Genomic DNA, 25520 nt, shown 5'->3' with positions numbered 1-25520 from the left:
ATCGGATGGAGGTCCCGCTGCTGGAGGTGCTTCTCTACACGGACGGGTCGGTGACGAGAATCCTCGAGCGGTTCTTCGAGGAAGTAACGATCGATCCCCTCGAAACCCGGAAGCTGAAAGTTGAGGGTCGAGAGGCGAGACTCCTCGGTGTCCCCGACGGAGACACCGTATACGTCCGACGAGTCGTCATCAAGGTCGACGGTCGACCCGCCATCCTAGCCACTTCACTCGCCCGTCCCGACAACCTTCCAGGGCGCTTGCGTAGACTGGTGCTTCAATCGAGAAAACCGCTCGGAAAGATGATCGAAGAGTTGAGGCTGGAGACGCGGCGTGAGATACTCCGCGTTGAGGAGGCGCGACCGTCGCCTGAAGACGAGGAGATATTGGATGTGAGTGTACCGAAGATACCCTGGCGCGAGTATTTGGTCTACCATCGAAGGACGCCGATGCTGCTGATTCGTGAGAGGTTCAACCCCGAGGTCCTCGGTCGGGAGGGTTAGCGTGGTCCAAATGATGCTCGATGTGACGCGCTTACCCGGTGATCGACTGCTGATATCCTCCGATATACACGTCGGTGACGAGTACCAGGGACACGATCGGGAAACCTGGGAAGCGGCACTCGATCTGGCGCGGGATTTCGACGCGTTTCTCATCGATGGCGACCTCGCAGATCCTAGGGCCTCAGATCCCGAGTTGAGGGAGCTTTTGCGGGACCTACGGGAGCTATCCTCCGAAGTTCCGACTTACTTCGTTCCCGGGAACCACGACACCGTAGATCTTGTGAAATCGCTGCGTGACGCCGGGGTGCACGTACTATCGCGCCGCTACGATAACCGTCGCGGACGCGGGTGCCCGCCGGGACACTCGGGGCCGTCACTGGGCGGGCCTCACTTACTCCGCTTCGGGGACGCTTGGATGCTCGTCTTGCACGGTCACGAACCTTGCTCGGAACTGGGCCTGAACCCGCAGAAGCCGGTCAATCCCGTGGCCCGGGAATCTCCGATGCCAAAACGCGATCAGATCCTAGACAACTACACGTGTCGGGAGTACGAGATGCCCGACCGACTGGAGGAAATAGCCCGCTCGACACATGCCGACGTCGTGATCACAGGCCACACGCACTGTCGGTATCTCGGGAGTCTGGAGGGGAAGTTGGTAGTGAACGTAGGTACCACCTCATGTCCCGCGATCTGCGCCACGTGTCGTGATCCGCTCAACGTCGGCAACGTCTGCATACTGAAAGCCTCCGGGGGAACCCTCCGGGCGAAGCTGTTCAACCTACGCAAGGCGCGGGTGATCGGCCGTGAGCGTGTCCGTATCGGTCGACGCTGAAACCAACGTCGTGGGACTCATCGGACATCCCGTCGAGCACTCCCTGTCTCCGGCCATGCACAACGCCGCGTTCAAGGAGCTCGGACTGAACTACGTGTACCTGGCCTTCGACGTGCCACCGGAGAGGCTCGAGGGCGCCGTCCGAGGTGCCGCCGATCTGGGGATCGTCGGCCTTAACGTGACGATACCTCACAAAGAAGCGGTCATGGAGCTGTGCGATGAGCTAGATCGCGACGCCGAACTGATCGGGGCCGTGAACACCGTCAGGTTCTCACGGGGTAAAATCGAGGGATTCAACACCGACGGCGAGGGGTTCCTGCGGGCGCTGCGGGAAGAGACCTACTTCGATCCTCGAGGTACCAAGTCCGTGATCCTCGGTGCAGGAGGCGCGGCCCGCGCCGTCTCCTTCAAGCTCGCCACGGAAGGGGCCGACGAGATCGTCATCGCCAACCGTACGGTAGACCGGGCAGAGAGGCTCGCGGAGGAGCTGAAGGAGAAAGTGGGGGTAAAGGCACGCGCCATAGGGCTGGACGGGGACGAAATCGAGAGGGAGCTTCGGGACGCCGACCTGCTGGTTGACGCCACGCCGGTCGGTATGTACCCGAACGAGGACGAACCACCCCTCGTTACCGCTGACCAAATGCACGAGGACTTGATCGTGAACGACCTCGTGTACAACCCACCGAGGACGCGGCTGCTCGAGGAGGCCGAGAAGGCGGGAGCCACCCCGGTGAGCGGTGTTGGCATGTTAGTGTACCAGGGGGCACTGGCGTTCGAGCTGTGGACGGGGGAAGAGGCACCGGTGGAGGTCATGAGGGAAGCCGTCCTGGAACACCTCCGATGAATCGTTGCGAATTTAAGGGCCAGGTCGGGTGGCTCCTGCGGGGTGTTCCGGGTGGAAATCAACGGCGTGGAGATCGAGGACACCTTTGCCGAGGCTTTCGAGGCGAAGATGGCACGAGTCTTGATCACCGCCGCTTCACATAAGTGGGCGATGATCGCCGTTAAGGAGGCTACAGGATTCGGTACTTCGGTAATCATGTGCCCGGCTGAGGCCGGTATCGACTGCGGCTACGTCCCGCCGGAGGAAACCCCCGACGGGAGACCCGGCGTCACCATAATGATCGGCCACAACGACGAGGATGAGCTCAAGGAACAGCTCTTAGACCGCATCGGACAGTGCGTAATGACGGCGCCCACTGCGTCCGCGTTCGACGCGATGCCAGAAGCGGAGAAGGAGGACGAAGACCGGGTCGGGTACAAGCTGAGCTTCTTCGGAGATGGGTACCAGGAGGAGGACGAGCTGGACGGCCGTAAAGTGTGGAAGATACCAGTCGTGGAGGGAGAGTTCATCGTAGAGGACTCGTTCGGAATCACCACCGGTGTGGCCGGCGGTAACTTCTACATCATGGCGGAGAGTCAGCCGGCGGGTCTTCAGGCGGCGGAGGCGGCGGTCGACGCCATCAAGGGGGTCGAAGGGGCCTACGCGCCGTTCCCCGGCGGAATCGTCGCGTCCGCGTCGAAGGTCGGCTCCAAGCAGTACGACTTCCTGCCCGCGTCGACCAACGACGCGTACTGTCCCACGGTGGAGGACAACGAGCTGCCCGAGGGCGTGAAGTGCGTCTACGAGATCGTGATCAACGGCCTCAATGAGGAGGCCGTCAAGGAAGCGATGAGAGTCGGCATCGAGGCCGCGTGCCAGCAGCCCGGCGTGGTGAAGATCAGTGCGGGTAACTTCGGTGGTAAGCTCGGGCAGTACGAGATCCACTTACACGACCTGTTCTGAGCTCGTTTCGAGGTCGGCGAGGGTGACACTCGTCATCGCGGGGCTCCGCGGGCCTCTTTTCCTCATCCCATAGGCACTCCGGGCGGCTTCTCCGGCATATTTCCCACCCTCGCTTCGTCTATCACGTACTCCGAGGCGCCGGTCACTCGCACCCTCACCACGGGAACGTCCAAGTTTTCCAGCGTTAAGTCCACCTCGATCACCTTACCGAGGCCAGCCTCCGCGACTCTCTCCACGAGTTCTTCTGTCAACTTCTCCAACGAACCGGTCGTAATGACACGGTCCAAGTCATCTATCTCTACGGTCCCTTCGGGCTCGAACCAGTGTCGGTTCAATCTCTTGAGACGTTCCGGGGTCAGCTTCCCCGGGGCCGAAAACTCACCGAGCCCCTTTCTCACGGGGCTTTCGATGCCACGACGGGCCATCGAGAGCCCTTGGGCGACCTCCAGCAAGGCTCGGAGGACGGCCATCTCCGGGTCGGGACTCGCGCCGAATCCCATCACCATCTCCTCGACGCGCTCGGCCTCGGTGACGGCTCCTACCACGTAAACGCCTTCGACTCGGGAGGGCAGCAGCCTGAGCTCTACTCGACCGACCTCCCGCTCTAACGATCGGCGGAGTTCCTCCAACTCACCGTGTACTTCCAATTCGGGTGGGTGGATCCTGAAGTATTCGACGATGCTCCATGAGTCCCTCTCTACGACCTCTAGCAGTCCTTGAATCACGGCCTCTTCCCGGAGACGGCCGGCCGAAAGTCCGTTGGTATGACTGGGCAGAGCGTCACCTAACCAGGGATGGAACACCTCGTTCGCCGGTACGTAGACGGGTTCGCGGGTCGTCAAATCCACGCCCTCGACCCACTCCCTAGGTTCCGTCCGATACCATGCCGGTGTCCACTTGTCACCTTCCGGACCCCGCTCGATGATCTCCTCGCGGGGCTCCGCGGCGGCGCGTTCCACGCACTCCATCGCGGCGGAGACGCGGGCTTGGATCCGAGTAGTCCCCTTTCCGGCGTGATAGAACTCGCCATATTGGGACCTTCTGCGGCGAATCTCCACCGGGATAGGTCCGACCCGGTCCGAAAATTTCTCCACTACACCTACCTTACGCTCGAGCTCCCTGTGTCGGATCCATCGAAGTGTTTCTTTCGGGAGAAAAGCTCGGAACCCTTCCACATCGTACACTATATCCGTCATTCGGAGGTCCCCGGGTGGTGCTGCAATGCGAGTGTACATATACGAGTACGCGGTGGCGACAGGGGATGAGGAGTTCCTAGCCGAAGGTCGGGCCATGCTCGAGTCGCTTCTAAGGGCGTTCGCGAAATCAGGTTATGAAACACTGACCGTCGCCCACCCCTCCGTCGGTGTGCGCTGGGCGGATGAGGTCCTCCGAGACGAGACACAGGCGTTAGAGTGTGCCGATCTGACGCTGGTGATAGCCCCCGAATCCGACGGCCTGCTGGAGAGTAAGGTCCGGGAGTACTCTCGTGAGACCGAGGTGATAGGGCCTACCCCTAGGGCCATCAGAGTGGCAGCCGACAAGCGCAAGACGGAGGATGCTCTCAGAGACGCCCGATCCTTTCAACTTCCGACACGGGAGGCCGATGTGATGGTATCTAAGCCCGCGGACGGCGCGGGTTCGGAGGGTGTGCGAATAGGGCGAGGTGAACTCTCCCGGGAACTAATTCCGGGCTCCCATCACAGCTTGTTGTGCGTATCGGACGGAGAGACCGTCGACGTATTAGGGATCAACGACCAGTTCGTGGCTTTCGCCGGTAGGGAGCTGGTATACCTGGGCGGGAGGACACCTTCGGACCACCGAGAGTTAACCCGTATCGCGAGGGATATTGCGGAGGAAGTGGTCGAACGCATCCCCGGACTCGTAGGCCTGTTCGGTGTGGACCTCGTGATGAAAGGTGGGGAGCCGTACCTGATCGAAGTGAACCCACGTCCGACCACACCCACAGTCGCTGCGGCCTTGGAACATCCCGAGGCGGTAGTTCGATCGCTTCTCGAGGGACCGACCGGGAAGGTGCTGCGGTACCGTCGTGAGTACGTATACGTGAAGCGTGGGGCTGAGGCATTGGTGCCCGAGAAGTTCGAGGTCGTTGAGGACTTCCATGGGTTGCGAGTGTATCGGGGGTAACGTCGTGAAAGCATTGGGGTTGGATGTGGGCGGAGCACACACCGACGCTGCTCTAGTTCGTTATGATGAGGATGGTAAGGTGATGGTATTAGGGACTGATAGGGTATATCTTCCGATGTGGAAGAAGAAAAAACGGCTAAAGAAAACTATCAAGAGGATTGTTCACAAGTTCAAGCCGGATGTCGTCGGTTTAACCATGACGGGCGAGTTAGCTGATGCCTTCAACACGAGACGGGAAGGAGTCGAGTACATCGTCCGCACCGTCACCTCGGCGTGTCACGCCCCGGTCTACGTGGTGACCTCCGATGGTTCGACGGTGCCCCCGGAAGAGGCCCTCAGACGTTGGCGTGAGGTCGCGTCGGCCAACTGGAGGGCGACGGCCGAGGTCTTAGCTCACGTCCGACCGGGTTCCTACCTCCTGGTGGATCTGGGGTCTACCACGCTGGATCTGATTCCCATCATCCGCGGTGAGGTCGCGGCCGAGGGACGTACCGATTTGGAAAGGATGAAGAACGGAGAATTGGCGTACTTGGGGGCGCTGAGAACGCCAATATCTTTTCTGCTCCGAGAAGTTGAGATCGACGGTGAGCCGGTACCGGTCTCGTACGAATACTTCTCAATCGTGGCGGACGCGTTGCTATTGCTCGGTGAAATCGACCCGGAGGATTACACTCCGGAGACACCGGACGGTCGCGGAAAATCCCCAGAGGAGTGCGCCCGCAGGCTCGCCCGAACGGTGTGCTCGGATCCGGAGGAACTCGGTTGGGAGGGTGTGATGGATCTAGCGAAGACCGCGGTTCGGGCGCTGCTCGGACAGCTACTGAAGCACATCGAGCTCAAGCTTCAAGAGCACGGGCTGGACACAGTGGTGGCAGCCGGCGCGGGCGATTTCCTGATCGAGATGGCCTGCAAGAGGATCGGCGTCGAGGTGGAACCGTTCGACGAGATCTTCGGGAAAGGTTCCGAGGTCGCGCCGGCGGTCGGTGCCGCGTTCCTCGCGATCAGGCGCTAGGCGGTAGTTATCCCCGCCACTCGGGAAGCTCCTCACGGGCTAGTTTCAGGTAGCGTCTGGCGTTCTCGCGGATCTCGTCGACGCGTTCCTCGTCGGTCGTTCCGATCCGCTTGGCGGGGACCCCCACCCAGATCTCGTAGGGACCCACCTCGGTACCTTCCGTCACGACAGCTCCGGCCCCGATGATCGACCCTCGCCGGATTACGGCTCCGTTCATCACCGTGGCGTTCATCCCGATGAGGCAATCCTCCTCGATCGTCGCACCGTGGACGACCGCTCCGTGACCCACGCTGACCCTGTCGCCGATCTCGACCGGATACCCTTTAGAGACGTGGACCACCGCGTTGTCCTGGATATTGGATTCACGGCCGATCCTCACGGGCTCCAAGTCACCGCGCACTACGGCGCCCGGCCACAGACTGGCGTCCTGGCCCAACTCGACTTCGCCGAGGACCGTGGCGGTGGGATGGATGTAAGCTCGCCCCTCGATCTTCAGCCTCCTCAACGGTCGAGGGCCCCCGACGTGAGCCGCCGACCGCCCTAATGTACGCGCCGGTCCGACGAGGGTGTTCGAAGTTGAAACTACCTGAGCACGTGCGGGAGTACCTCGATCGTAAGGGGATCTGGGAGCTCTTCCCCCCTCAGCGCGAGGCCGTCGAGAAGGGTCTGTTCGACGATGAGAACCTCTTGATCGCCGCCCCAACGGCCAGCGGTAAGACGCTCCTCGCGGAGATGCGCGCATTACACGAGCTCATCGAATCCCATGGGGAGACCAGAGTAGTCTACGTCGTGCCCTTCCGGGCTCTGGCGAGGGAGAAATACGAGGAACTCACGAACGTCATCGAGTTCTGCCGGGAAAAGGGGCTAGAACCCACTATTGAGATCTCAACGGGCGACGTCAGACGCCCCATCCGAGAGTTGCGGCCCGGAATCACGGTGACAACGGCGGAGAAACTCGACGCCAGCCTGCGCTCACGACCGAGCTTAGTGGAAGAGGTGGACTTGCTGGTCTTGGACGAGGTGCATATAGTCGGGGATCGGAACCGAGGCGCCACGTACGAGGCACTGATAGCCCTCGTCAGAACCTTCCGGGAAAAGGTTTCGCTGCTCGCTCTATCCGCCACGGTGGGTAACGCCGAGGAGCTGGCGGACTGGCTCGACGCCACTCCCGTGATCAGCGACTGGAGACCCGTCAAACTCGAGCATAGGATCGTGGAAGTCCCCTCCGCGTCGGAGAAAGACGCTAAGGTCCGGAAGCTGATCCGAAAGTGCCTCCGTGAAGGTGGGCAAGCGTTAGTGTTCCTGTACTCCAGGAGGCGCGCGATGACGGAAGCCAAGAACCTATCTCGGACGGTGTCCGGACTGCTGTCGGAGGACGAGAAGAAGGAACTTCGGACACTCGCGGAGCGCGTCAGTGAGCTGGGGGAGGGTGAAGAGACCGAGATCTTGGCTTACGCCGTGATGCGTGGAGTCGCTTTCCATCACGCGGGGCTCACCGCCGAGCAGCGCGCTCTAGTGGAGGACGCGTTCCGGGAAGGCCTCCTGAAGGTTGTGGTATCGACGCCGACGCTCGCGGCGGGTGTGAACCTGCCGGCTAGGTACGTGATCATCAAGGACTTCGGGATGCGGTTGGGAAACGAGATCAAGCCCACGAAGAACGAGTTCAAGCAGATGGCGGGTAGGGCGGGTAGGCCGGGCTACGACGATATGGGTCTCGTGTTCGTTCTCACTACCTCAAACTGGAAGGAGTTGGCTGAGGAGTACGTGCACTCCGAGGCGGACCCCGTCCAAAGTAGGATCTGGGTGAGCGGGCCCCAGTTGCGGCGTTTCCTCCTGGGTCTTGTGGCAGCGGGATTCTGCCGTCAGATCGCGGACGTCATGCGGGTAGCGCTTAACACGTTCATGTCCTCGGTGAACATCCGCCCGGAGGACGCGGTGTTATCCTCGCTGAAGATGCTGGTAGATTGGGGGTTCTTGGAGGAGCTGGAGGGGGAACTCACGGCGACGAAGGTGGGTCACGCCGTATCGCAAAGCTACCTGACGCCTGACTCCGCCAAGTTCCTCCTACGATGCATGGAGGAGGTGGGTACCGAGGAGAACGTGGTGTTGCCGTCCATCACGCTCTGCCCAGACTTCCAACCGGCCCCTATCTCCTCGAAATCACGCGAGCTGAGCACGCTGGACGCGTTCATGGGAGGGTCGCCCTCGATAGAGGCGGACGAGGTCCTGGAACTGGCCGTCGAAGAGTTCGGCTATGATGACTGGGAACTCGAGCGCAGGTTGGCCTGGGCGGAAGCGTTGAGCGATTGGGTTTCGGGGTCCCCGGACAGGAGTATCCTACGGAAATACGACCTATACCCGGGCGACCTATATAGGGCCAAGGACGACGCCGCGTGGATCGCTTGGGGTATGTCCAGGTTGGCCCGCGCCGCGGGGATCACGTGGCGTTCTCCGCTTCTAAGCCGTAGGCTGGAATACGGGGTTCCGAAGGAAGCCCTCGAACTGACCGAGGTGGAAGGCGTCGGGAGGACGTTGGCGATGAGATTATACCGGGCGGGTTATCACTCCGTCCGGGATCTGGCCGAAGCCACTGTCCCGGAGCTGACGAGGGTGAGAGGGATAGGAGAACAACTTGCCCGGAAAATCCTTGAGAGCGCTCGACGACTCACAGGAACCTGAGCCTCCGCCCCACCTCCTTCGATACGGCCCGTTCCCATCGCATCACGTCCACGGAGCTTATCGGAAACACCTCCTCACCTTCGCGTGGAATCCTTCGGAGCTCGTAGGCGAGTGCCCGTGAAATACGATGGACGCGTCCTTTGATCCTTACCTTACGGCGCACGGTGTCGACGTCCGACCATCGTAGTCCCAGCACATCGAGGTAGTCTGAGAGCGTTTCGAAACAGGTGAGTATGAACGGCTTTGCGTACCGTCCCTGCTCGGATTGCGGGATTTCGTCGAGCGCTAGGAGGACCTCGATCAGACGCAGGTCGAGATCGGGTTCCTCTTCGCCGGTACCTTCGATCTCGAACGGGAGCTCGATGTCTTCGTACAGGAGGTCGTTGAAACGTCTCACCCGGGCCAGAAACTCCGCTTCGACTTCCACCTCCGGTAGCACGTCTTCGACTCTTTCTTCCTCTTCGAACTCGCGAGTGAGGAATGAGACCAGCTCGGAACAGAGGACGTCTCCCGGATAGGTCCCAATCCGTACCAGGGATACGGATTCCACGGTCCAGAGGGGTTCGGGGGAAATAGACGAGATGGTTTCCTCGGAAAACGCTCGAGCTATGGCTTTCATCCCGAGGAGGCACGTGTAGATCAGCGCCGTGGTGGGTCTGCGTGTCAGCCGCTTTTTGGTGACGTGCCTGAGATACCGCTCGACCAGCCGTCTGATCATGCCTCCTCACCGAGTTCGAATTCGCTGTGAACCGCGTTAACCGCCGCCGCCTCGTCCTCCTCCGCTACTACGAACGATATGTTCACCTCAGACGCCCCTTGCGAGATGGTTTTGATGTTTACCCCGGCGTCCGCGACCGCTCTGAACACCCTGGAAGCGACTCCGGGAGTCCCTCGCATGCCCTCCCCTACCACCGCCACCACGGCTACGTCCTCGTACGTCGTGACCCTCTCGACCACTCGCTCGCCGACGAACTCACGCTCGATGATACGAGCGGCGCGGCGAACCTCCGGGCGGCTCACGACTATCGAGATGTTCGACTCCGAGGCCGACTGGGATATCATTATGACGTTGATTCCCTCGTCCCCGAGTCTCGAGAATATTCGTCCTGCCACTCCGGGACGCCCAATCATCGTGGTGCCTCGGATGTCGATCATACCGACGTCCGAGGACGACGCGACCGCCTTCACCACCTGCTCGGAAGGCTCCGATTCGGAAGTGATCAGCGTACCCTCGCTCTCGGGGTTGAAGGTGTTCTTAACCCGAATCGGGATGTTTTCCGACCTTGCCGGAATGACGGTCTTAGGATGGAGTACCTCCGCGCCGAAGCTGGCCAGTTCCATGGCCTCCTCGTACGAGAGCCTCGGGACCGTTCGGGCATCAGGTACGAGGTTCGGGTTCGCCGTCATCACACCGTCGACGTCGGTCCATATCTGCACCTCGTCCGCCTCCGAGATGCACCCGATGATGGCGGCGGAGTAGTCGGATCCTCCGCGCCCCAGCGTCGTCACCTCGCCGTCGATAGTCCGCCCGATGAAGCCCGTGATCACGGGGATCTTTCCGGATTCGATCATGGGAATCAGCGTCTTCTGCGCCTTCCGCCGGCAAGCGGGCAGTATCGGCTCGGCCTCACCGAACCCATCGTCCGTGATCACTCCAGCCTCTCCTCCCTCGAGATGCTCCGCCTCGAGTCCTCGGTCCCGTAGTGCGCCCGCTACGATGGGTGCGGACATTCGCTCCCCGAACGAGAGTATGAGGTCCATCGAACGAGGGGTCACCTCACCGACGTAACTGAGGCCCAACAGCACTTTCTCGAGTTCCTCGAGTAAGGAGTCGACGTAACCCATCACCTCCCGCCGGATGAGGTCGGACGAAATCGCTTCCGAAGCGGCTTTTCCGTGCCTCCTTCGGAGCTTCCCTACGAAGTTTTTAACATCCTCCTCCGTCCAGTCCGGGGCGCTTTCGGCCGCCCGTACCAGCTCGTCCGTGACCCCAGACATCGCTGAAACTACCACGATCACCTCGTGCTCCTCCGCCGCGTCTGTGACGATTTTCGCAACTTTCCTAATGGACTCTCCGGTACCTACCGAGGTACCGCCGAACTTCATAACGACCCTCAAGGTCCTCCTCCCTACTCGCGGGTTCCGGGGTGACGAACGTGGCCAAGGCCGAGAGGTCGGACGCGGGTAAGGATAAGGTGTGGATCCCGGACGAGGAGGCGAAGCGTATAGGTGCCGACGTCAGCCTCCAGGTCCTCGACGCGTTAGCCAAAAGGGATTACCCCGTGTACGACCTGAAGAAGCACGCCGAACTCGACGTCCGTAGTGTGGCCAGGGAAGTGGTCAGGGAAATAGGTGGAATGGCGGGTCTCGAGTTCTCACTCAAGGGGGTCGACACTGTACTGGACAAGTTCCTCAGCAAGATCCCCGTCGTGAAAACCGTTGTCGCCGAGGAGGAGCTCGAGCCAGTGGCGGAGGAAGACCGTTACGTGTGCTTCATCGCCGTCGATCCCCGCAACTACCGGGAGTTACGGGAGAAAGCCGGAGCGATCGCCGTCACCGCCCGGGAAGAGCTCGATCTCGACCATACACCACTGGTCCTCGTTCGGAACGACTTGTGTGTGGGGCCCGAAGAGTTCGGAGTGCTCGCGCTTCACTCCTCGGAGGTCGCGAAGGAACGACCTCCCTTCAAGGTGGAGGTTTTAGTGGGCGAAGACCTGAAGCCGACGATGATCCGTCTCGCCCGCTTCATAGCCAGCACCGTAGCCACCCGCACCGTCTATCTGAAGTTCCCGTACGTGGTGGTGAAGGAAAGCCTGTTGGTCGAGAAAGGAGACTACAAGGTACGCGTCAAAACGCCCGAAGAGGTGGAGTGAAATGATTCACCCCTCACGCCTATTCGTGAAACTCTCGGCCTCCCCGCGGGTCGATGGGGAGATCGTCGCCTGCGGTACCAAGTACGACCCGATCACCGAGGAGGAGCGGGAAATAGTGGAAACGCTCAACTCCATGTACATGCTACTAACGCGCTTCGAGGGATACCCTCTACCGGCTCCCCAGGTAATCTCCAACGAGCTCGGTGAGGTGGCGGAGGAGCTACGACGCGAAGGGTTCGGACTGACGAAGATAGAACAATTCAAGTACGACGACCCGGAGGTGGCGCTCGTCAGCAAGATAGTGCTGGATGAAACCAGATACGTGTATTGCACATACAGGAACGAGAACGACCTCCAGTCGCTCGCCCACGAGTGCCAATGTACCGTGCTGGAGTGCGGAGGAGGCGAGGCGACCGTGGAAGCCCCCTCTAAATTCCACGCACTACGATTCGCGGTTCAAGTCCCACTGCGGCTGCATGGTAGCGCCGCTATCGGTCTCACCCAGGCCGCTGCCACCGAACGGTTCGCCAAGGCCGAACGTCACGCCGACTCCGAGTTCGCCGCGTTCTCCAAGATCGGGGCGGAGTGGATCATCCACCGGGGTGGTGACCCGCTTCCCCCACCCCGCCGAACCAACACCGCGCCCGACCGTATCCTCTACCTAGATATCGTTGGGTCCTCCGAGCTAGTCCGCGAGCGCGGACGTCGGTATCTGGAGGGTATAATGAGCAGGGTAATCGACGTGATCAACGAGGAAGAAGGGGTCGTACTGGACCATCGCAGGGGAGGGGACGACGTAATAGCCCGGTTCCCCACCAAAAGCCGGGCGCTGAGGGCCGCGATCAAGATCGTGGGTCGGCTAACGGAAGACGACGTCAAGATAAAGATCGGGATAGGCGACTCAAGGGGTCGCGCCGCCGAAAACGCTGTAACGGTCCGTGAGCGTGTCGACTACGACTGCTCGTACATAGCATTCCGCTTCGGACCCTACCTCGTGGCGTACGTGGAACCACCCGACTACGCCGTCAGGATATTCGGGCGCATCCCGTCCGAGTCCGTCCGTGCCGTCGGCGCGTCGGCCATCGTAGGTTCCCTAACAGCCTTACATCCGTACCTGGCACTGCCGTTTTTCGTATACTTCCCGATCGCAGCCGCCCATAGGAACCGTGATTCGGCATCCGTCGCCGTGGTGTGGTTCCTGATCTGGGTCCTCGTAACGTTATCAGCCGCTTGGTTCGGACTGTACGTCCGGGAGCACTACCTACCGCGACCGTTGGTCCTCGAAATGAACGCGTTGTTCTCACAACTCATGAACTTGGCTAAGACCATGGCAGCGCGGGCAGGGGCAGGTACGCCGTGACCCTGATGGAAGAGTGTAGGCGGACGGTACCCGATACGGTCCGGAAGATCGCGGAGGAGGAAGGCGTCCGACCGGAGAAGCTCGCGAGACGAGTGGCCGAAGGACGGGTGGTCGTCCCGGCCCACGCGGACCGTCGGGACGAGGTCCGGCCCGTCGGCATAGGTGAAGGGCTCCGCGTGAAAATCAACGCCAACGTCGGAACATCCCCGGAGGTCTGCGATCCCGACCTCGAAGTGGAGAAGGCCCGTGCAGCGGTCGATCACGGTGCCGACACGGTGATGGATCTCAGCACGGGTGGAGACCTGAGAGAGATCCGTCGACGGATCATGAAGGCCGTGGACGTGCCCGTAGGGACCGTGCCCGTGTACGAAGCGGCCGTGGAAATGACCAGACGGGGACGGGCCGTCGTGGACATGGATGAGGACGACATGCTGCGGGCCATCGAGCGACACATGGAGGACGGTGTTGACTTCATGACCGTACACTGCGCGGTCACGCTGGACGCGCTCGAGGACGTCCTCCGGAGGGGTAGAGCGCTCGGGATCGTTTCGCGCGGCGGTGCCATCGTTGCGGCCTGGATGATCCATCACGACGCCGAGAACCCCCTGTACGAGAACTTCGACTACATCCTGGAGCTCGCGCGGGAGCACGACGTGACCCTATCCCTAGGCGACGCGATGCGTCCCGGATCCGTGCTCGACGCCAACGACGCCGCCCAACACCGGGAGCTCGTTGTCCAGGGGGAGCTCGTGGACCGGTGCCGCGAGGCCGGTGTGCAGGCTATGGTGGAGGGACCCGGCCACGTGCCGCTCGACCAGATACCGGCGGTGGTGAGACTGCAGAAGCGCGTGTGTGACGGGGCTCCGTTCTACGTGCTCGGTCCCGTACCGACCGACGTGGCTCCGGGGTACGACCATATCGCCGCGGCCATCGGCGGGGCCATCGCCGCGTACCACGGTGCCGACTTCCTGTGTTACGTGACCCCGGCCGAGCACCTGGCGCTCCCGGACGTCAAGGACGTAATCCTCGGCGTGATCGCGACACGCATTGCGGCTCACGCCGCCGACACGGCCAGGGGCATGAAGTACGCCCGCCGAGAGAACGAGGAGATGGCCGAAGCACGGTGGAACCTGGACTGGGACCGTCAGTTCGAGCTCGCCATCGACCCGAAGAAGCCACGACACTACCGGGAGGAACGCCCGCCGCAGGCCAAGGAGCTGTGCTCGATGTGCGGGGAGTATTGCGCTATCAAAATACTGAAAGACGCACTGGAGGAGCGTCGGTAATCCGAACCCGGGAACCGTCACGATGCGGGAGGAAGCACCGCCGAAAATCCCCGAGGGCCTCCGGATCACCGCGACGCGGACCATGGCCGCCGCCCGTCCTGAGGAGCCCGAACCCACGCTACGCCTCTTCCGCGCTTTTTCCCCGGACCGTGAGCTGGTCCTCGAAGAGAAACTCGACGGGACGAACGTCCGCGTGTACCTGGAAGGGGACCGCCTCCTCGCACACACCAGGGGTTGGGTGGACGCCGACGAGTACCTCCGGGGGCTCGACATCGAGCCCCCTTGGGAGGACCTCCGCGGCGAGTTCGACCGGATCACGATCCTGGAGGGCGAGCTCCTTCCCTACGACCTGTTCTCCCAGGAGTCGCCCAGACTGCACGAGCTCGCCGGGAGACTGGAAACCGAGGTACTGTTCGACGGCGAACCTTCGGATCTCACGGCGGAACTCGTGTACTTGGAAGGCAAACGGTACGAGTGCCGACCCGAACCGCTGTTCTCCCGAGTCTGCGAGTTGGACCCCGATCACGAGCTTATCCAGCGCTTCCTCCGTGAGAACCAGGTCAAACCGGACTTCGAGTCCGCCGTAGCCGAGGGGAAGCTCGAACCTAGGGTCTGTTTCTACGAGCTGGACATGCTCGAAGGGAGCGTGAAGATCACAGCACCGAGAACAGAGCAGCTCCGCGAGTGTCGCCGTCTGTCCACGGAACCCCCCAGATGGCGGGTGGTCGTCGACCCGGACCCGGGAGACCTCGAGCGGGAACTCGACAGGCTCGAGCGGAACTGGTGTGAGGGGCTCTGCGTGAAGCCGATGGTGGAGACCGACGACAAGCTCCACGCGGTCAAGCTACGGTGTCCGTGGTTCCTGAGGCGAGAGTTCGACGGACGACCGCCCCGTCGCGGTTCGCACAAGGTCGCCGGTCGGATCACGGCCCAGCTGCTCCAGACAAAAGTGCTGCACAAGAACCTGAGGGAATTGGAGGGTAAGCGGGGCGTGTTGGACAAGAAGTGGAGGAAACTCTCCGAACGCACTCAGCGAGCCCTGCGGGTGCAGGATCGTCTCCTGAGTCTGGGTCTGGACAGTCCACGCCTGTAGGGGACTATCGGCAGTAACGGAGTAGGGTTCGAGGAGGTACCTCCGGCCGACCCCCGTGGCTTGACGGGTTCCGTCCCTCTTTGCCCCTGGCTTCCGGCTTTCGGTGCGGATGAATGGGACTCCGTGGGCGGAAGCACTACCGGTACTTCCGTGATTAGGGCGGTACCGCTCGTTTCCGTGCGTGTCTCCGGAGGCACGACGTTCGGGACCTCACAGTCCACGTCGATGGGGATCCACGAGGTCACCCCGGTGTAAGCGAGCTCGTTGACGAGACGCTTCAGGTCTTCACGGTTTTCGATGGATTTCGGGTACTCCTGAACCGAGCCCACTGGGTGGTAGAGAACGAAGACGTGGTACGTACCCTCCACGAGTCGCTTAAGGTTGTTTATGACGGTGTTTAGTTTCATGACTAGTTCCTCGTCCTTCATGTCTTGAGCACGATCACGGAGTTCTCCCAACGTTTGTAGGGCGCTGTCCACTTCGGCGGGGATACCGCTCGGGGATTGTAGCAGGTTGTACTGTTTCAGGTACTTACTTAGCTCGTCCAGGGCGTCACTCGCGGCCTCTCGTACCGCTTCCCTATCGATGGTTCCCGACGCTACTACCTGTGCTATGCGTTCGAGTGTCTCGACGGCCGGGGGTAAGAACTTCACGTGTACTTGGGTTTCTGCCAACTCCTCGTTCACGATTCTCTCTATCTCGACGTTTTCGGATCTCATGACCTCTGGGTCACCTATGATCGCGTAGCCCGATAGTGGGGTACCTGGGGTCGGTTCTTCCGGCGGTGCCGGTCCGAGTATTTCGACTAGCGCAGGTCCGGCAGGCACCCGATCACTGAAATCCGTGGTGTACGATACCTCCAGGTACACGGTCGGCAGGGCGGGCTGTTGCGATCTTAGATCATACGTTACAGGTCCAACTTGAGCGCCGGGATGATCTTCGGTACGGATTGGCCGGAACTTCAGTACGGTGAACGGATCCAGCGGATATATGTACTTGTGTAGTAATTCATCCGGTGTGTCGTATTCTAAATATATGTCCTTTACAGGACCTACAACCGCTACTACTGGCATTACGAATAGGGATGGCTTCTTATTTATGTTCTCAATGAATCCTTCAATAATAACTCCGTCTGGAAGTAATCTTGCTTTTACATCAGTTTGGTCTGCGGCCACTATTGGAGTTTCAGTAGCGTGCGTTTCGTTGAACTGAATTGTACCGTATAAGTATATGAAGCACTCCGGACTTGGCTGGTCTTTCGGTATTATTTCGCAACCTCCTTTATTGAATACAGGATAGGCCACCCACTTCTGTTTGGTTTGAGAGGTTCCAAAATTCGTCAGGGAAACTTCCACGTCGGCCATATCCACCTCAGTACCTACTATTCCCGGGCTGTCTGGATTTACCGGTAGTGGAACTGATAAGATATCGAAGCCATATGTATTCTTCTCCTCGAACTCACCAGTGCGCGCGTAGTTCAACCATTTCGATATGGCAACATCGAAGACTTTGATTGAGGCATCGACAACGAAATATTTCTCCTCCGACCCATGAGTTGTATATACGGTAACAGAGTCAATTTCTCCGAACGTGATGTCCCAACTCTCGACGGCTCCTCCTGAAATGGTCTGTGTTGTGGTCTGTGTTACTGTCATTAAATACATGACAGGAAAATTCTTCCCTAACTTACTCGTATAACCATTTTTGTCGACCTTAAGTCGCTGCCCATAGACGACCCATGTTTTATCTTTTCTGTATCTAAATTCGGCTCCAGGTACAAGCTGTGCGATTCGTTCAAAAAGTACTTTTGGGCACCTACAATCGTTCCACACTACCAGTACGGAGTATTCGTCACTGTTTATTGGGTAAAAACTGAAGTCGAGTAATGCGCGTTCTACACAGGGAATCTCAAAATCTGAATCGCTGATCAGGGTCGTTTGAATAACTTTTATCGAGTTACCTTCTAGTCGCATTGTAACCCACCATACTCCGGCAATGTATTGGCGCCATCGTCCCATAAAGGCGAGCCCTATCAGAGAGGGCCCGTTCAGGGGTTTGACCTGGAAGACCATTATATCTTGGAATCCAAAGTCCTTCGGACCCAACTTTACGGTTCCGTCGGGGTCTATCAGTGCGTAGAACAAGTCGTAACCGTACTCCTCAGTGGGCTTATCCTCTCGTCGAGCGGTGAAGAACACGACGAACTTATCACCCAGCGCGAGCACTCTCACCCGCTTGACGTCCGTATAGCCCGGCGGCAAATCGATCTCGATAGGGTTCGATACTTCGGCAACCGCCGGGAAGTTCGCGTTCTCGTGCGGTCGGTAGACCCCAAGTTTCACCCTCAGCGCGTACAGTCTGTTGTCAGCCCCCCAGGCTATCAGCACGGTCTTTTTGGTGCTGTCTCCCTCCGCCTCCATGTAGTCGAGATCCAATCCTTCACGGTACTTGGGAGGGGCTTCGAGGGGTACTTCACAGAGTTTGAAGAACTCTCCGGTCCTGTTGACGAACGCTAGCCCTACCTTGCTCGAGGAAGCGTACGCCACGAGGACGCCATGGGCAGGTACTCCAGGAACTAGATCGTACCCCAGGTCCACCGCGCGGAGGTTGTACGCTTTGACGTCATCTGCTACTTTAATCTCCGAGTGCACCCAGGGGGCGTAGTGGGGCCAGTCCTCTCCATACGCCTTCCTGAGGTGTTCCGCTAGCGTCCCGACCTCTTGGCCTTGAACAGGCTGGAGTGGAGTTAGGGCGAGGAGGATCAAAACGAACGCTAAGACCACCATAGGAGCCAAAGTCCACCCCCCGCCGAACTACCACCGTGGATTTACGTGGAATAAGGGTTACGGGGTGATAACGTGTGCGGTATCGCGTGTGCGGTCGGTGACGACGATATCGCCGCGATGGTCACCGCGATGGAACACCGGGGGCCCGACGGGCGGGGCTTCGCCTCGGTCTCGGACGACGGTGTGGAGTTCTCCGAGGAGCCGCCCTCGGAGGGTGAGGTGGTCCTAGGCCACGTCCGGCTGTGGGTGCGCGGCGAGGCTTCAGCGGTCCAACCGATCGTCGAGGAGGATCGGGCGGTGGCCGTGAACGGGGAGATCTACAACTACCGGAGGTTCGTCGAGGACGCGCCGTCGGACTCCTGGGCGGTGTTCGAGGTCGTAAGATCCGTACGTGACGCGGCGGCGGCACTTCGGGTACTCCGGGGCGAGTACGCGTTCGTAGCGGCCTTCAGGGACGGCACGGTGGTCGCGGCCAGGGACCCCATCGGCGTGCGTCCGCTGTACTACTGCGTGGAGGCCGGGCTCGCCGTGGCCTCCGAGCGCAAGGCCCTGTGGGCGGCCGGGTTCCGCGACGTACGTAGGGTACCACCGGGAGCGCTGCTCGTGCTCCGTGACGGTCGTGTCGAGCTGAGGAACGTGGTCGACGTCCCCAGGTCGAGACCGGGGAGAAGCTCCTGGAAAGACCTGCTAGAGGTCCTTCAGCGATCCGTTCGGGAGCGTGTGGAGGAGACGGAGCGCGTGGGTGTGGTACTTTCGGGCGGGGTGGACAGTTCGACGGTGGCGAAACTGGCGTCCGAGTACGTGGACGTTAAGTGCTACGCCGCGGGGTTCGAGGGTTCGGACGACGTGGAGGTCGCCGAACGGTTGTGCGACGAGATGGGATGGCCGTTCGTCTCGGTATCCCTCGAGGATGAGTTCGAGCGGTACGTAGTCGCCACGGTCTACGCCGTCGAAACCTGGAACCCGATGAAGGTGGAGGTGGGGATCCCGATCCTGGCCTGCGCCGGGGCGATGTCCGACGACGGGATCCGGGTGATGCTCTCGGGTCAGGGGGCGGACGAGCTGCTCGGTGGTTACCACCGGCACCTGCGACATTACGGTGACTGGGATCGGTTCTCGTGGGAACTCTGGAAGGACGTGGCCGCGATACACGCCGTGAACCTGGAGCGGGACGATAAGGCCGGCATGCACCATTCGGTGGAGCTGCGGGTTCCATACCTGGACCTGGACGTTGTGAGGACGGGTCTGGGTATCGACCCCAGGGAGAACGTTTCGGGGCCCGAGGACAATCTGCGCAAGCGCGCCCTGAGGCGCGTCGCGGCGGAGCTCGGACTCCCGGACTTCGTGGTGGAGAGGCGGAAGCGGGCTACTCAGTACGGGTCGTTGACCTCCAAGATGTTGGACAAGCTCGTGCGGGAACTGGGTATCAAGCGGGCGGTGGCTAAGCGTCTCGGATACCGGAGCCACAAGGAGCTGTTCCTGCGACTGGTGGGCAAATACCTCGGGTTCCCGTGGGAGGCGCCGTCCGTTGAGGAAGTGGAGAGGGAGTGCGCTAGATTGGGTGTAGAGCCGGAGATCTCGGAGTTCCTGGAGGAACGGGTGCTCACCTTCGATAGTGATCTAAGGGCCGGGTGACGAGCCTGGAGGCGTCGATCCCTTCCTCGAGGGCCGTTTCCAGGTCGATTACGTACGTTCTCTCGCGCTCCTCCATCAGGTCGGGCGGGAAGAGGACGGCGTTAAGCGGGAGACCCGTTCGAACGTGGGGTGGCTTCCAAGCTATCAACGGCTCCGCGCGGAACCGCTCCGCGAATGTCGTCAGACCCTCGATCTCCTCTTTTTCGACGTACAACCTGTCATCGCGGCGGACCTTACACTCGACGGCCACGTGTCCCATCGCCGGTGCGTAACCCACGACGTCGACGGCGCCCCCGGATCCGGCCACCCTGACGGCCTCACCCCCGTGCTCTCGGAGGTAGCGTACCAGTTGACGCTCGAAGTCGGCGCCACGTCGGTAGCTCACCGTCCGTCACCCCTCGAGGAGGTCGTCGGGAATCCCCAGCGGGTCGTCCAGTCTCCGGCGTGCGTCGGCTACGATCAGCTCGGCGATCTCCTCCTTGTCCATATCCTCTGCCTCGATCCATTTTATTTCGACGTCGAACTCTTCCTCGATGAGTCGCGCCGCCTCCCGGTAGCGGTTCCGCACGCGCTCCAGGAACTCCTTATCGAACGTCGCGTCCTCCGCCAGCGGTTCTCGATCGATGATGTACACGACGTCGGGCTTAGGGACCGGGCGTTGGAGTTCCAGCAGCCACCGCATGTCGGCGCCCAGTGCGGACTGATAGGCGAGCGTGCTGAGGAACGTACGGTCGGACAGGACGACGTCGGCCGCCTCGAAGTCCACCCGTTTAAGTGTGAGCATACGGTCGAGGGTGAAGGCCAGGGCTTGGAGGTAGGGGTCGTCCCACTCCAAGGCTTCACGTCCGATGTCGGTGGAAGGCTCCCTCACGGTGGTGACCTCGAGCCCGTGGATCTCGAGGAACTCCGCGGCTAGGTTCACCACGGACGACTTGCCGACGCCGTCAATGCCCTCGACCCCCAGGTACAGTCCCATACGCATCCTCCCCGCTCGGGTGGTATCGGGGTTTTCGAGGCCCGAAAAATTCATGTAATCCCACGGTCGTAAGCCCGTATGGCCGGCAGCGGGGCGGGGTAGCCAGGTCCATCCCGCCGGGCTCATAACCCGGAGGTCCCGGGTTCAAATCCCGGCCCCGCTACCAATGCCCGGTATCGTTATCGGATTCATAACAAAATGCCCGTAGGGAGGTTATGCGGAGGCCGGGGCGGGCGCCGTTCCGAACAGCCACTCGATTAGCGCTTCAAGGGCGTAGACTACTACAGTCGCCACCGTCACCGTCAGTAGATCCTCCGGAGGTACTTCGAGCCCCAGCTTGTCCTGGATTACGTTGGAAATCGTTTCGAATATCCCTTGGGTGATCGGGTCCGACGCCGTGAACAGTTCCTCCTTGACGTCCTCCGGGAGCACGAAGGTCAGTGCCGTCGCCACGACGGCCGCTACCAGGGCCTTCGGGATCGTTCCCTTGGGTACCACCTGGACGACCGGCGACGGCTGGGGTTCCATCGGTACTTTGGCTCCCGCCGCCCACAGGATGGCCTTGGCCAGCAGCGCATGGGCTCCCGTTCTCGACGTCAGTTCCGGATGCGGTCCGAAGAGTACGAACCGGCCGCGTGGTACCCACTTGTCGCCTTCTTTGACGAAGTACTGTCCGGCGACTATCGCCCAGCCCTTGCACGTGTCCACGTACTCTCCCACCGGCCAGATCTTGATCATCACTTCGCGGCCTTCGATGTTCGTGATCTTCACCCAGCACTTGTACGAACTGTTGAACTCGAGACCCGGTTCCGGCCCGAACCCCGGCCCGTTCCAGTACTTGTACGTGAACACGTTGCCCCACGTCCATTCCGGGGTCAGCGGGTTGTCCTGTAGTATCAGTACACGGCATATCCTGTTGGGTCCGTTCATGCCGTCGATTACCGTGACCCCGTCCTGCAGCACGTCATCGTGTCCCGGCCCGCTGGTGGAGTACGTGGTGTTACCCGCGTGCAGGTAGGCACCCGCGCAGATACCGACGTATCCGATGCCGAGGTCGATCTGCGCGTGGTAGAGGGCTCGAACCCAGTCGAAGTCCCAATAACGCTCGGGATGCCAGCCCCCTGGGACGTACACCACGCTGATCCGGGCTCCGGTGAGTGGGTCGGTCCCCGTCTCCAGGACGGTCCTCCAACGGTCCACTCTCGTCGTGTAATGCCAGACGATGGTGGTATCGGGACCGATCGCCCTGTACGTGTCCCACCAATCCACTATCTCCTTAGTCCTAGCGACGCAGGTGGAGTCGGCCCCTTCGCCGGCCCACGTCAGTATGTGGACCTCCGCGCAAACCGGACTCATGAGTACCACGAAGGCTATCATTGTGACCGCCGCTCGCACCGGCTCACCCCCGTCGAACCCTCGGCCGCCCGTCGGCTCGAGATCCGTTTAATACCTGTGGCGCACCATGTGCCCTCCGGTGGGATGAGGATGGGATCTCCGGTGGGGATCTGGGAGGCCGTTACGGCCGATGACCGGACCGGCGGGAGCCGACTCACTCCAGTACTTTGATGTTCTCGACTACTTGGGGGTACAACGAGACCTCGAAACCGTCCTCTCGACGGATCACGAGGTTGCCTCGGTTGTCGATCCGCACCGCCTTACCCCGGATCTTGCGGCGGCGGTAACCGTCCGGAGAACGGTACTTGACGACCACCACAACCTCCTTCCCGAGCACTTCTTCGTCCCACTCCGGTACCGTCATCTCGAAGAAGTTCGGGCACTTCAGACCGAACTCCCGGTACGACGGGACGCGCTTGATCTCCTTGCCGCACTCGGGACACCTGAGGAGTTCCACCCCATCGTCCCGGAGCTCCGATCGCATCTCGGTCCCGCACTCCGGACACTTCATGACGATCTCCCCCGAGCCTCTTCGTGTTCGGAGGCCAGGTCGGCGGCGGATCCGGAAACCTCGTACCAGAGCACCACGTCGCGCCCCACTCGCTCCACCCGTTTTAATTCCAGGCCCACTCCGAGATCGACACGCGGGAACCCCTCACCCTCTACGGGCGTCAACGCGTCGGACCCGCCCACGAGCACGGGAGCCACGGCCACACGGAACTCGTCGATCAGGCCGCGCTTCAAGAAGGACCAGGCCAGCGTTGGCCCACCTTCGAGTAGCAAGGTTCGTACTCCCATATCGTAGAGCAGCTCCAGCCCACGCTCCACATCGACGCCGTCCTCACAGGCACCGACTTCCTCCACCTTCACACCTCTTTTCTCGAGCTTCTCGACGCGACCCGGGTCGGCCTCGGCACAGAGCACGACCGTGGGGATATCCCGAGCGGTGCGAACTAGGCGACAGTCGAGCGGAATGGAGCACTCGGTGTCGAACACGACTCGGATGGGGTCTTCTCCCTCCACCAACCGCACGTTCAGCATGGGGTCGTCCTTCCGCACCGTGTTGATCCCCACGGCCACCGCGTCGTGTTCTGCTCTCAACCTGTGGACCTCTTTGAGATCCTCTTCGCCCGAGATCCTGGAATCTCCGGCGGCGGTCACGACCTTCCCGTCCGCCGTCATCCCAACGTTGTACAGGACCTTCGGCCGCGGCACGAGCTCACCCCCGCTCGATCATGTAGCCTTCGATCCACAGGACGTCCGCAACACCGTGCTCGAACGCCTCGAGTGCGTCTCTCGGTGAGCACACGATGGGCTCACCATGGGGATTGAAGCTGGTATTCAGGACGGCTCCTAACCCGGTCTCCTCTCGGAACGTCTCGATCACCTCTCGGTAGAACGGCAGCTCGTCCCGGAGGGTCTGTGGACGTGTGGTCCCGTCGACGTGAACCACCGCCGGAGCCTTCCTGCGGAACGTATCCGTGGCGCGGAAGGCTAGGGTCATGAACGGTGACTCACAGGGCCTCCGGAGGTACTCCGGGGCGTCCTCGGACAGGATCGTCGGCGCGAAGGGCTGAAACGGGTCCCGACCCAGATCACGGTTGAGCTTATCCACCACGCCCCGATCTCGCGGGTCGGCGAGAATACTCCTGGCTCCGAGCGCCCTGGGGCCGTACTCCATACGGCTGTGGAACAATGCTACGGTCTTGCCCTCCAGCAGCTTGCGGACGATGGCGTCGGGGTCTTTCCCCACGTACTCCGCCCGGTCCGTCATGTCATGCTCTTCCAGCGCCTTACGCACTTCTTCCCTATCGTATTCAGGTCCGAAGTACACGTCCTCCAAACGTCGCGGTTCGGGTCTCCGCCCACGGGCGAGCTCCTCCTCCGCCCACGCCCACAGCGCCGCTCCGACCGCGAGACCGCCGTCACCCATGTTCGGGTGCACGAAGAGGTCAATATTGAGCTCCTCTCGCAGCCTCATGTTGGCCACGACGTTCGCGGCCACCCCGCCCGCGTAGGCTATGCGGTTCTCTCCGTACTCGTTCACGTAGTGCCCGAAGTATTCCAGCAGTAACTCCTCCAACGCCTCTTGAGCCACGGCGGCGGCACGTTCTCGCCCCATTTTAGCGAGCTTCGACCTTTTGAGGCGGCGTACGGCCTCTCCCGAGATCGCGCCGAGGCGGTTGACGATGTTCCCTTCCTCGACGTCGATGACTTCGCGTCTGATCCACTCGACGGATCTCAGATCCGGTTCGGCGTAGGCGGCGAGGCACATGACCTTACCCTCATCCTTCATCGGCTCGAATCCCAGTAGTTCGGTCACGTTCGCGTAGAAATCGCCTAAGGAGTCGTAGTATGACTCCGTCGAGACCCGGTGCATCTCTCCGCGCTCGCAGACCCAAACCGTGGCGGAGAGTCCGTCACCGGCCGCGTCGACCGTGATCGTCAGGCACCGGTTAAACCCTGAGGTATAATAAGCCGAGGCCGCGTGTGCGGCGTGGTGCTCGACTAGGTATACGGGCACCTCCAGCTCTTCGGCGATGTCCCGTACTCGCTCCAAATCCTTGCGTTTCCGGTACAGTCCGGCCACCGCGAGGACGTCGACGTCATTACTACGCTCGAGGACGAACTGGAGCGATCGCTCCGGAAACCCACGGTGGAACTTTTTACGGGAGAACCGCTCTTCATTGGCTGCCGCTACAATCTCCCCGTCTCGGATCAGGGCGGCACCCGCGTCGTGCCCGTGATGAATCCCCACGACCTCCACGGGGGATCCCCCGTGACGAACGGTGAGAGTAGCAACGAGGAGGAATACAGGAAGAGGTACGTGAGGTTCCAACGGCTTCTCGGAATGGAGGTCTTTACCGAAGACGGCCGTCGGGTCGGTACCGTCGAAGACGTGACTTTTGACCCCAGGACGGGCGATCTCGTCCGGTTCTTGGTGATCGTCACTGAGCAACCCTCTGGCGGCGGTCTGTTACCGCTTCCCGGTGGGGGAGGTAGGCGCACGGAGACCGTCGATGCGGAGCTGGTGAAGGCCGTCGGGGACATAATTATCATCGAATCTCCGGAGAAGGCGTCTTCCGGGGAGGAAGGGAAAAGGAAGAAGCAGGAGAGCTCACCGGCTAAACCTTCAGATCTGGAGATCTGAGGTGTCGCGTG

Annotated in this window: 24 protein-coding genes and 1 tRNA gene; 14 read left to right on the top strand and 11 right to left on the bottom strand. The window is 61.0% G+C overall.

Going from position 1 to position 25520, the window contains the following annotated elements; all coding sequences use genetic code 11:
• The first annotated feature begins 5 nt into the window (after window positions 1–5).
• From MK_RS00645 to fhcD, 4 genes are read left to right on the top strand one after another with little or no spacing between them, the layout of a single operon-like run.
• Window positions 6–500, top strand: a complete 495-nt coding sequence (locus tag MK_RS00645) for a chorismate--pyruvate lyase family protein (protein ID WP_011018491.1) — start codon at window positions 6–8, stop codon at window positions 498–500.
• A gap of 10 nt (window positions 501–510) precedes the next feature.
• Entirely contained in the window at window positions 511–1332 is an 822-nt protein-coding gene (locus MK_RS00640; RefSeq protein ID WP_226988686.1) for a metallophosphoesterase family protein, read from the top strand.
• Entirely contained in the window at window positions 1304–2176 is an 873-nt protein-coding gene (locus MK_RS00635; protein WP_011018489.1) for a shikimate dehydrogenase, read from the top strand. Before MK_RS00640 ends, MK_RS00635 begins: the two co-directional genes overlap by 29 nt.
• 51 nt (window positions 2177–2227) lie before the next feature.
• Complete coding sequence (fhcD, locus tag MK_RS00630) at window positions 2228–3118, top strand: formylmethanofuran--tetrahydromethanopterin N-formyltransferase (RefSeq protein ID WP_011018488.1); 891 nt, start codon at window positions 2228–2230, stop codon at window positions 3116–3118.
• Window positions 3119–3180: 62 nt separating this feature from the next.
• On the opposite strand, the gene MK_RS00625 is transcribed toward fhcD, so the two are convergent.
• Window positions 3181–4314 (bottom strand): YcaO-related McrA-glycine thioamidation protein, encoded by a 1134-nt coding sequence (locus tag MK_RS00625; RefSeq protein ID WP_011018487.1) that lies wholly within the window; start codon window positions 4312–4314, stop codon window positions 3181–3183.
• 25 nt (window positions 4315–4339) lie between these two features.
• On the opposite strand from MK_RS00625, the gene MK_RS00620 reads away from it, so the two are divergent.
• Together MK_RS00620 and MK_RS00615 are read left to right on the top strand one after the other, a co-directional pair.
• A complete protein-coding gene (locus tag MK_RS00620; protein WP_011018486.1) occupies window positions 4340–5263 on the top strand; it encodes an ATP-grasp domain-containing protein in 924 nt (307 codons plus the stop codon).
• A gap of 4 nt (window positions 5264–5267) precedes the next feature.
• Window positions 5268–6275 carry a hydantoinase/oxoprolinase family protein gene (locus MK_RS00615; protein WP_158295854.1) on the top strand — a complete coding sequence of 336 codons (1008 nt, stop codon included), beginning with the start codon at window positions 5268–5270 and terminating at the stop codon, window positions 6273–6275.
• A 7-nt stretch (window positions 6276–6282) separates the two neighbouring features.
• Here MK_RS00615 and MK_RS00610 read toward each other — a convergent pair whose 3' ends face one another.
• On the bottom strand, window positions 6283–6780 hold the full coding sequence (locus tag MK_RS00610; RefSeq protein ID WP_011018484.1) for a gamma carbonic anhydrase family protein: 498 nt from the start codon (window positions 6778–6780) through the stop codon (window positions 6283–6285).
• Between the two features lie 71 nt (window positions 6781–6851).
• Between MK_RS00610 and MK_RS00605 the strand changes: the two genes are divergently transcribed.
• Window positions 6852–8954: a DEAD/DEAH box helicase gene (locus tag MK_RS00605; RefSeq protein WP_158295853.1), complete on the top strand. Its 2103-nt coding sequence runs from the start codon at window positions 6852–6854 to the stop codon at window positions 8952–8954.
• Here the strand turns inward: MK_RS00605 and MK_RS00600 are convergent.
• Together MK_RS00600 and MK_RS00595 are read right to left on the bottom strand one after the other, a co-directional pair.
• Window positions 8941–9672: a hypothetical protein gene (locus tag MK_RS00600; RefSeq protein ID WP_011018482.1), complete on the bottom strand. Its 732-nt coding sequence runs from the start codon at window positions 9670–9672 to the stop codon at window positions 8941–8943. The two genes, MK_RS00605 and MK_RS00600, sit on opposite strands and share 14 nt — an antisense overlap.
• Window positions 9669–11072, bottom strand: coding sequence for an aspartate kinase (locus tag MK_RS00595; protein ID WP_011018481.1), 1404 nt, complete (start codon window positions 11070–11072; stop codon window positions 9669–9671). Before MK_RS00595 ends, MK_RS00600 begins: the two co-directional genes overlap by 4 nt.
• A 38-nt stretch (window positions 11073–11110) precedes the next feature.
• Between MK_RS00595 and MK_RS00590 the strand changes: the two genes are divergently transcribed.
• Genes MK_RS00590 through MK_RS00575 form a run of 4 tightly spaced genes read left to right on the top strand, consistent with a single transcriptional unit; the run spans window position 11111 to window position 15566 of the window.
• Window positions 11111–11827 carry a hypothetical protein gene (locus tag MK_RS00590; RefSeq protein WP_011018480.1) on the top strand — a complete coding sequence of 239 codons (717 nt, stop codon included), beginning with the start codon at window positions 11111–11113 and terminating at the stop codon, window positions 11825–11827.
• A 1-nt stretch (window position 11828) separates the two neighbouring features.
• Entirely contained in the window at window positions 11829–13187 is a 1359-nt protein-coding gene (locus MK_RS00585) for an adenylate cyclase (protein ID WP_011018479.1), read from the top strand.
• Complete coding sequence (thiC, locus tag MK_RS00580; protein ID WP_011018478.1) at window positions 13184–14473, top strand: phosphomethylpyrimidine synthase; 1290 nt, start codon at window positions 13184–13186, stop codon at window positions 14471–14473. The genes MK_RS00585 and thiC overlap by 4 nt, the downstream gene beginning before the upstream one ends.
• A gap of 22 nt (window positions 14474–14495) precedes the next feature.
• Window positions 14496–15566, top strand: a complete 1071-nt coding sequence (locus MK_RS00575; RefSeq protein ID WP_011018477.1) for an RNA ligase family protein — start codon at window positions 14496–14498, stop codon at window positions 15564–15566.
• Here MK_RS00575 and MK_RS00570 read toward each other — a convergent pair.
• Window positions 15503–18361: a hypothetical protein gene (locus MK_RS00570; protein WP_158295852.1), complete on the bottom strand. Its 2859-nt coding sequence runs from the start codon at window positions 18359–18361 to the stop codon at window positions 15503–15505. The two genes, MK_RS00575 and MK_RS00570, sit on opposite strands and share 64 nt — an antisense overlap.
• Before the next feature lie 63 nt (window positions 18362–18424).
• Between MK_RS00570 and MK_RS00565 the strand changes: the two genes are divergently transcribed.
• Complete coding sequence (locus tag MK_RS00565) at window positions 18425–19987, top strand: asparagine synthetase B family protein (RefSeq protein ID WP_011018475.1); 1563 nt, start codon at window positions 18425–18427, stop codon at window positions 19985–19987.
• Here MK_RS00565 and hjc read toward each other — a convergent pair.
• Together hjc and MK_RS00555 are read right to left on the bottom strand one after the other, a co-directional pair.
• On the bottom strand, window positions 19956–20372 hold the full coding sequence (hjc, locus tag MK_RS00560) for a Holliday junction resolvase Hjc (protein ID WP_011018474.1): 417 nt from the start codon (window positions 20370–20372) through the stop codon (window positions 19956–19958). The genes MK_RS00565 and hjc overlap by 32 nt on opposite strands.
• Window positions 20373–20378: 6 nt before the next feature.
• The gene (locus MK_RS00555; protein WP_011018473.1) at window positions 20379–20963 is read right to left on the bottom strand and encodes a dTMP kinase; all 585 of its coding nucleotides are present in this window, start codon (window positions 20961–20963) and stop codon (window positions 20379–20381) included.
• Between the two features lie 87 nt (window positions 20964–21050).
• Between MK_RS00555 and MK_RS00550 the strand changes: the two genes are divergently transcribed.
• Window positions 21051–21129 (top strand) — tRNA-Met (locus MK_RS00550).
• A 47-nt stretch (window positions 21130–21176) separates the two neighbouring features.
• Here MK_RS00550 and MK_RS00545 read toward each other — a convergent pair.
• The 4 genes from MK_RS00545 to MK_RS00530 all read right to left on the bottom strand — a co-directional run bounded on the left by MK_RS00545 (window position 21177) and on the right by MK_RS00530 (window position 25125).
• Window positions 21177–22358 carry a hypothetical protein gene (locus MK_RS00545; RefSeq protein ID WP_011018472.1) on the bottom strand — a complete coding sequence of 394 codons (1182 nt, stop codon included), beginning with the start codon at window positions 22356–22358 and terminating at the stop codon, window positions 21177–21179.
• Window positions 22359–22512: 154 nt separating this feature from the next.
• The gene (locus MK_RS00540) at window positions 22513–22869 is read right to left on the bottom strand and encodes a zf-TFIIB domain-containing protein (RefSeq protein WP_011018471.1); all 357 of its coding nucleotides are present in this window, start codon (window positions 22867–22869) and stop codon (window positions 22513–22515) included.
• Window positions 22866–23573: a 2,5-diamino-6-(ribosylamino)-4(3H)-pyrimidinone 5'-phosphate reductase gene (locus MK_RS00535; RefSeq protein ID WP_011018470.1), complete on the bottom strand. Its 708-nt coding sequence runs from the start codon at window positions 23571–23573 to the stop codon at window positions 22866–22868. Before MK_RS00535 ends, MK_RS00540 begins: the two co-directional genes overlap by 4 nt.
• Before the next feature lie 4 nt (window positions 23574–23577).
• Window positions 23578–25125: a carbamoyltransferase family protein gene (locus MK_RS00530; RefSeq protein WP_011018469.1), complete on the bottom strand. Its 1548-nt coding sequence runs from the start codon at window positions 25123–25125 to the stop codon at window positions 23578–23580.
• A gap of 12 nt (window positions 25126–25137) precedes the next feature.
• Here MK_RS00530 and MK_RS00525 point away from each other — a divergent pair, with 12 nt between their 5' ends.
• The gene (locus MK_RS00525) at window positions 25138–25509 is read left to right on the top strand and encodes a PRC-barrel domain-containing protein (protein WP_011018468.1); all 372 of its coding nucleotides are present in this window, start codon (window positions 25138–25140) and stop codon (window positions 25507–25509) included.
• The last annotated feature ends 11 nt before the right edge of the window (window positions 25510–25520 follow it).

The sequence above is a fragment of the Methanopyrus kandleri AV19 genome (genome assembly GCF_000007185.1).
GTDB classification, from domain to species: domain Archaea; phylum JAADCQ01; class Methanopyri; order Methanopyrales; family Methanopyraceae; genus Methanopyrus; species Methanopyrus kandleri.
Note: the sequence above shows the minus strand (reverse complement) of the source record. Positions and strands in the feature narration are given on the sequence as shown.

Excerpts from the sequence above, each read along its gene's own strand:
- MK_RS00645 (WP_011018491.1), top strand. The coding sequence starts at position 6 with ATGGAGGTCCCGCTGCTGGAGGTGCTTCTCTACACGGACGGGTCGGTG.
- MK_RS00640 (WP_226988686.1), top strand. The coding sequence starts at position 511 with ATGATGCTCGATGTGACGCGCTTACCCGGTGATCGACTGCTGATATCC.
- MK_RS00625 (WP_011018487.1), bottom strand. The coding sequence starts at position 4,314 with ATGACGGATATAGTGTACGATGTGGAAGGGTTCCGAGCTTTTCTCCCG.
- MK_RS00620 (WP_011018486.1), top strand. The coding sequence starts at position 4,340 with ATGCGAGTGTACATATACGAGTACGCGGTGGCGACAGGGGATGAGGAG.
- MK_RS00600 (WP_011018482.1), bottom strand. The coding sequence starts at position 9,672 with ATGATCAGACGGCTGGTCGAGCGGTATCTCAGGCACGTCACCAAAAAG.
- MK_RS00585 (WP_011018479.1), top strand. The coding sequence starts at position 11,829 with ATGATTCACCCCTCACGCCTATTCGTGAAACTCTCGGCCTCCCCGCGG.
- MK_RS00575 (WP_011018477.1), top strand. The coding sequence starts at position 14,496 with ATGCGGGAGGAAGCACCGCCGAAAATCCCCGAGGGCCTCCGGATCACC.
- MK_RS00555 (WP_011018473.1), bottom strand. The coding sequence starts at position 20,963 with ATGGGACTGTACCTGGGGGTCGAGGGCATTGACGGCGTCGGCAAGTCG.
- MK_RS00540 (WP_011018471.1), bottom strand. The coding sequence starts at position 22,869 with ATGAAGTGTCCGGAGTGCGGGACCGAGATGCGATCGGAGCTCCGGGAC.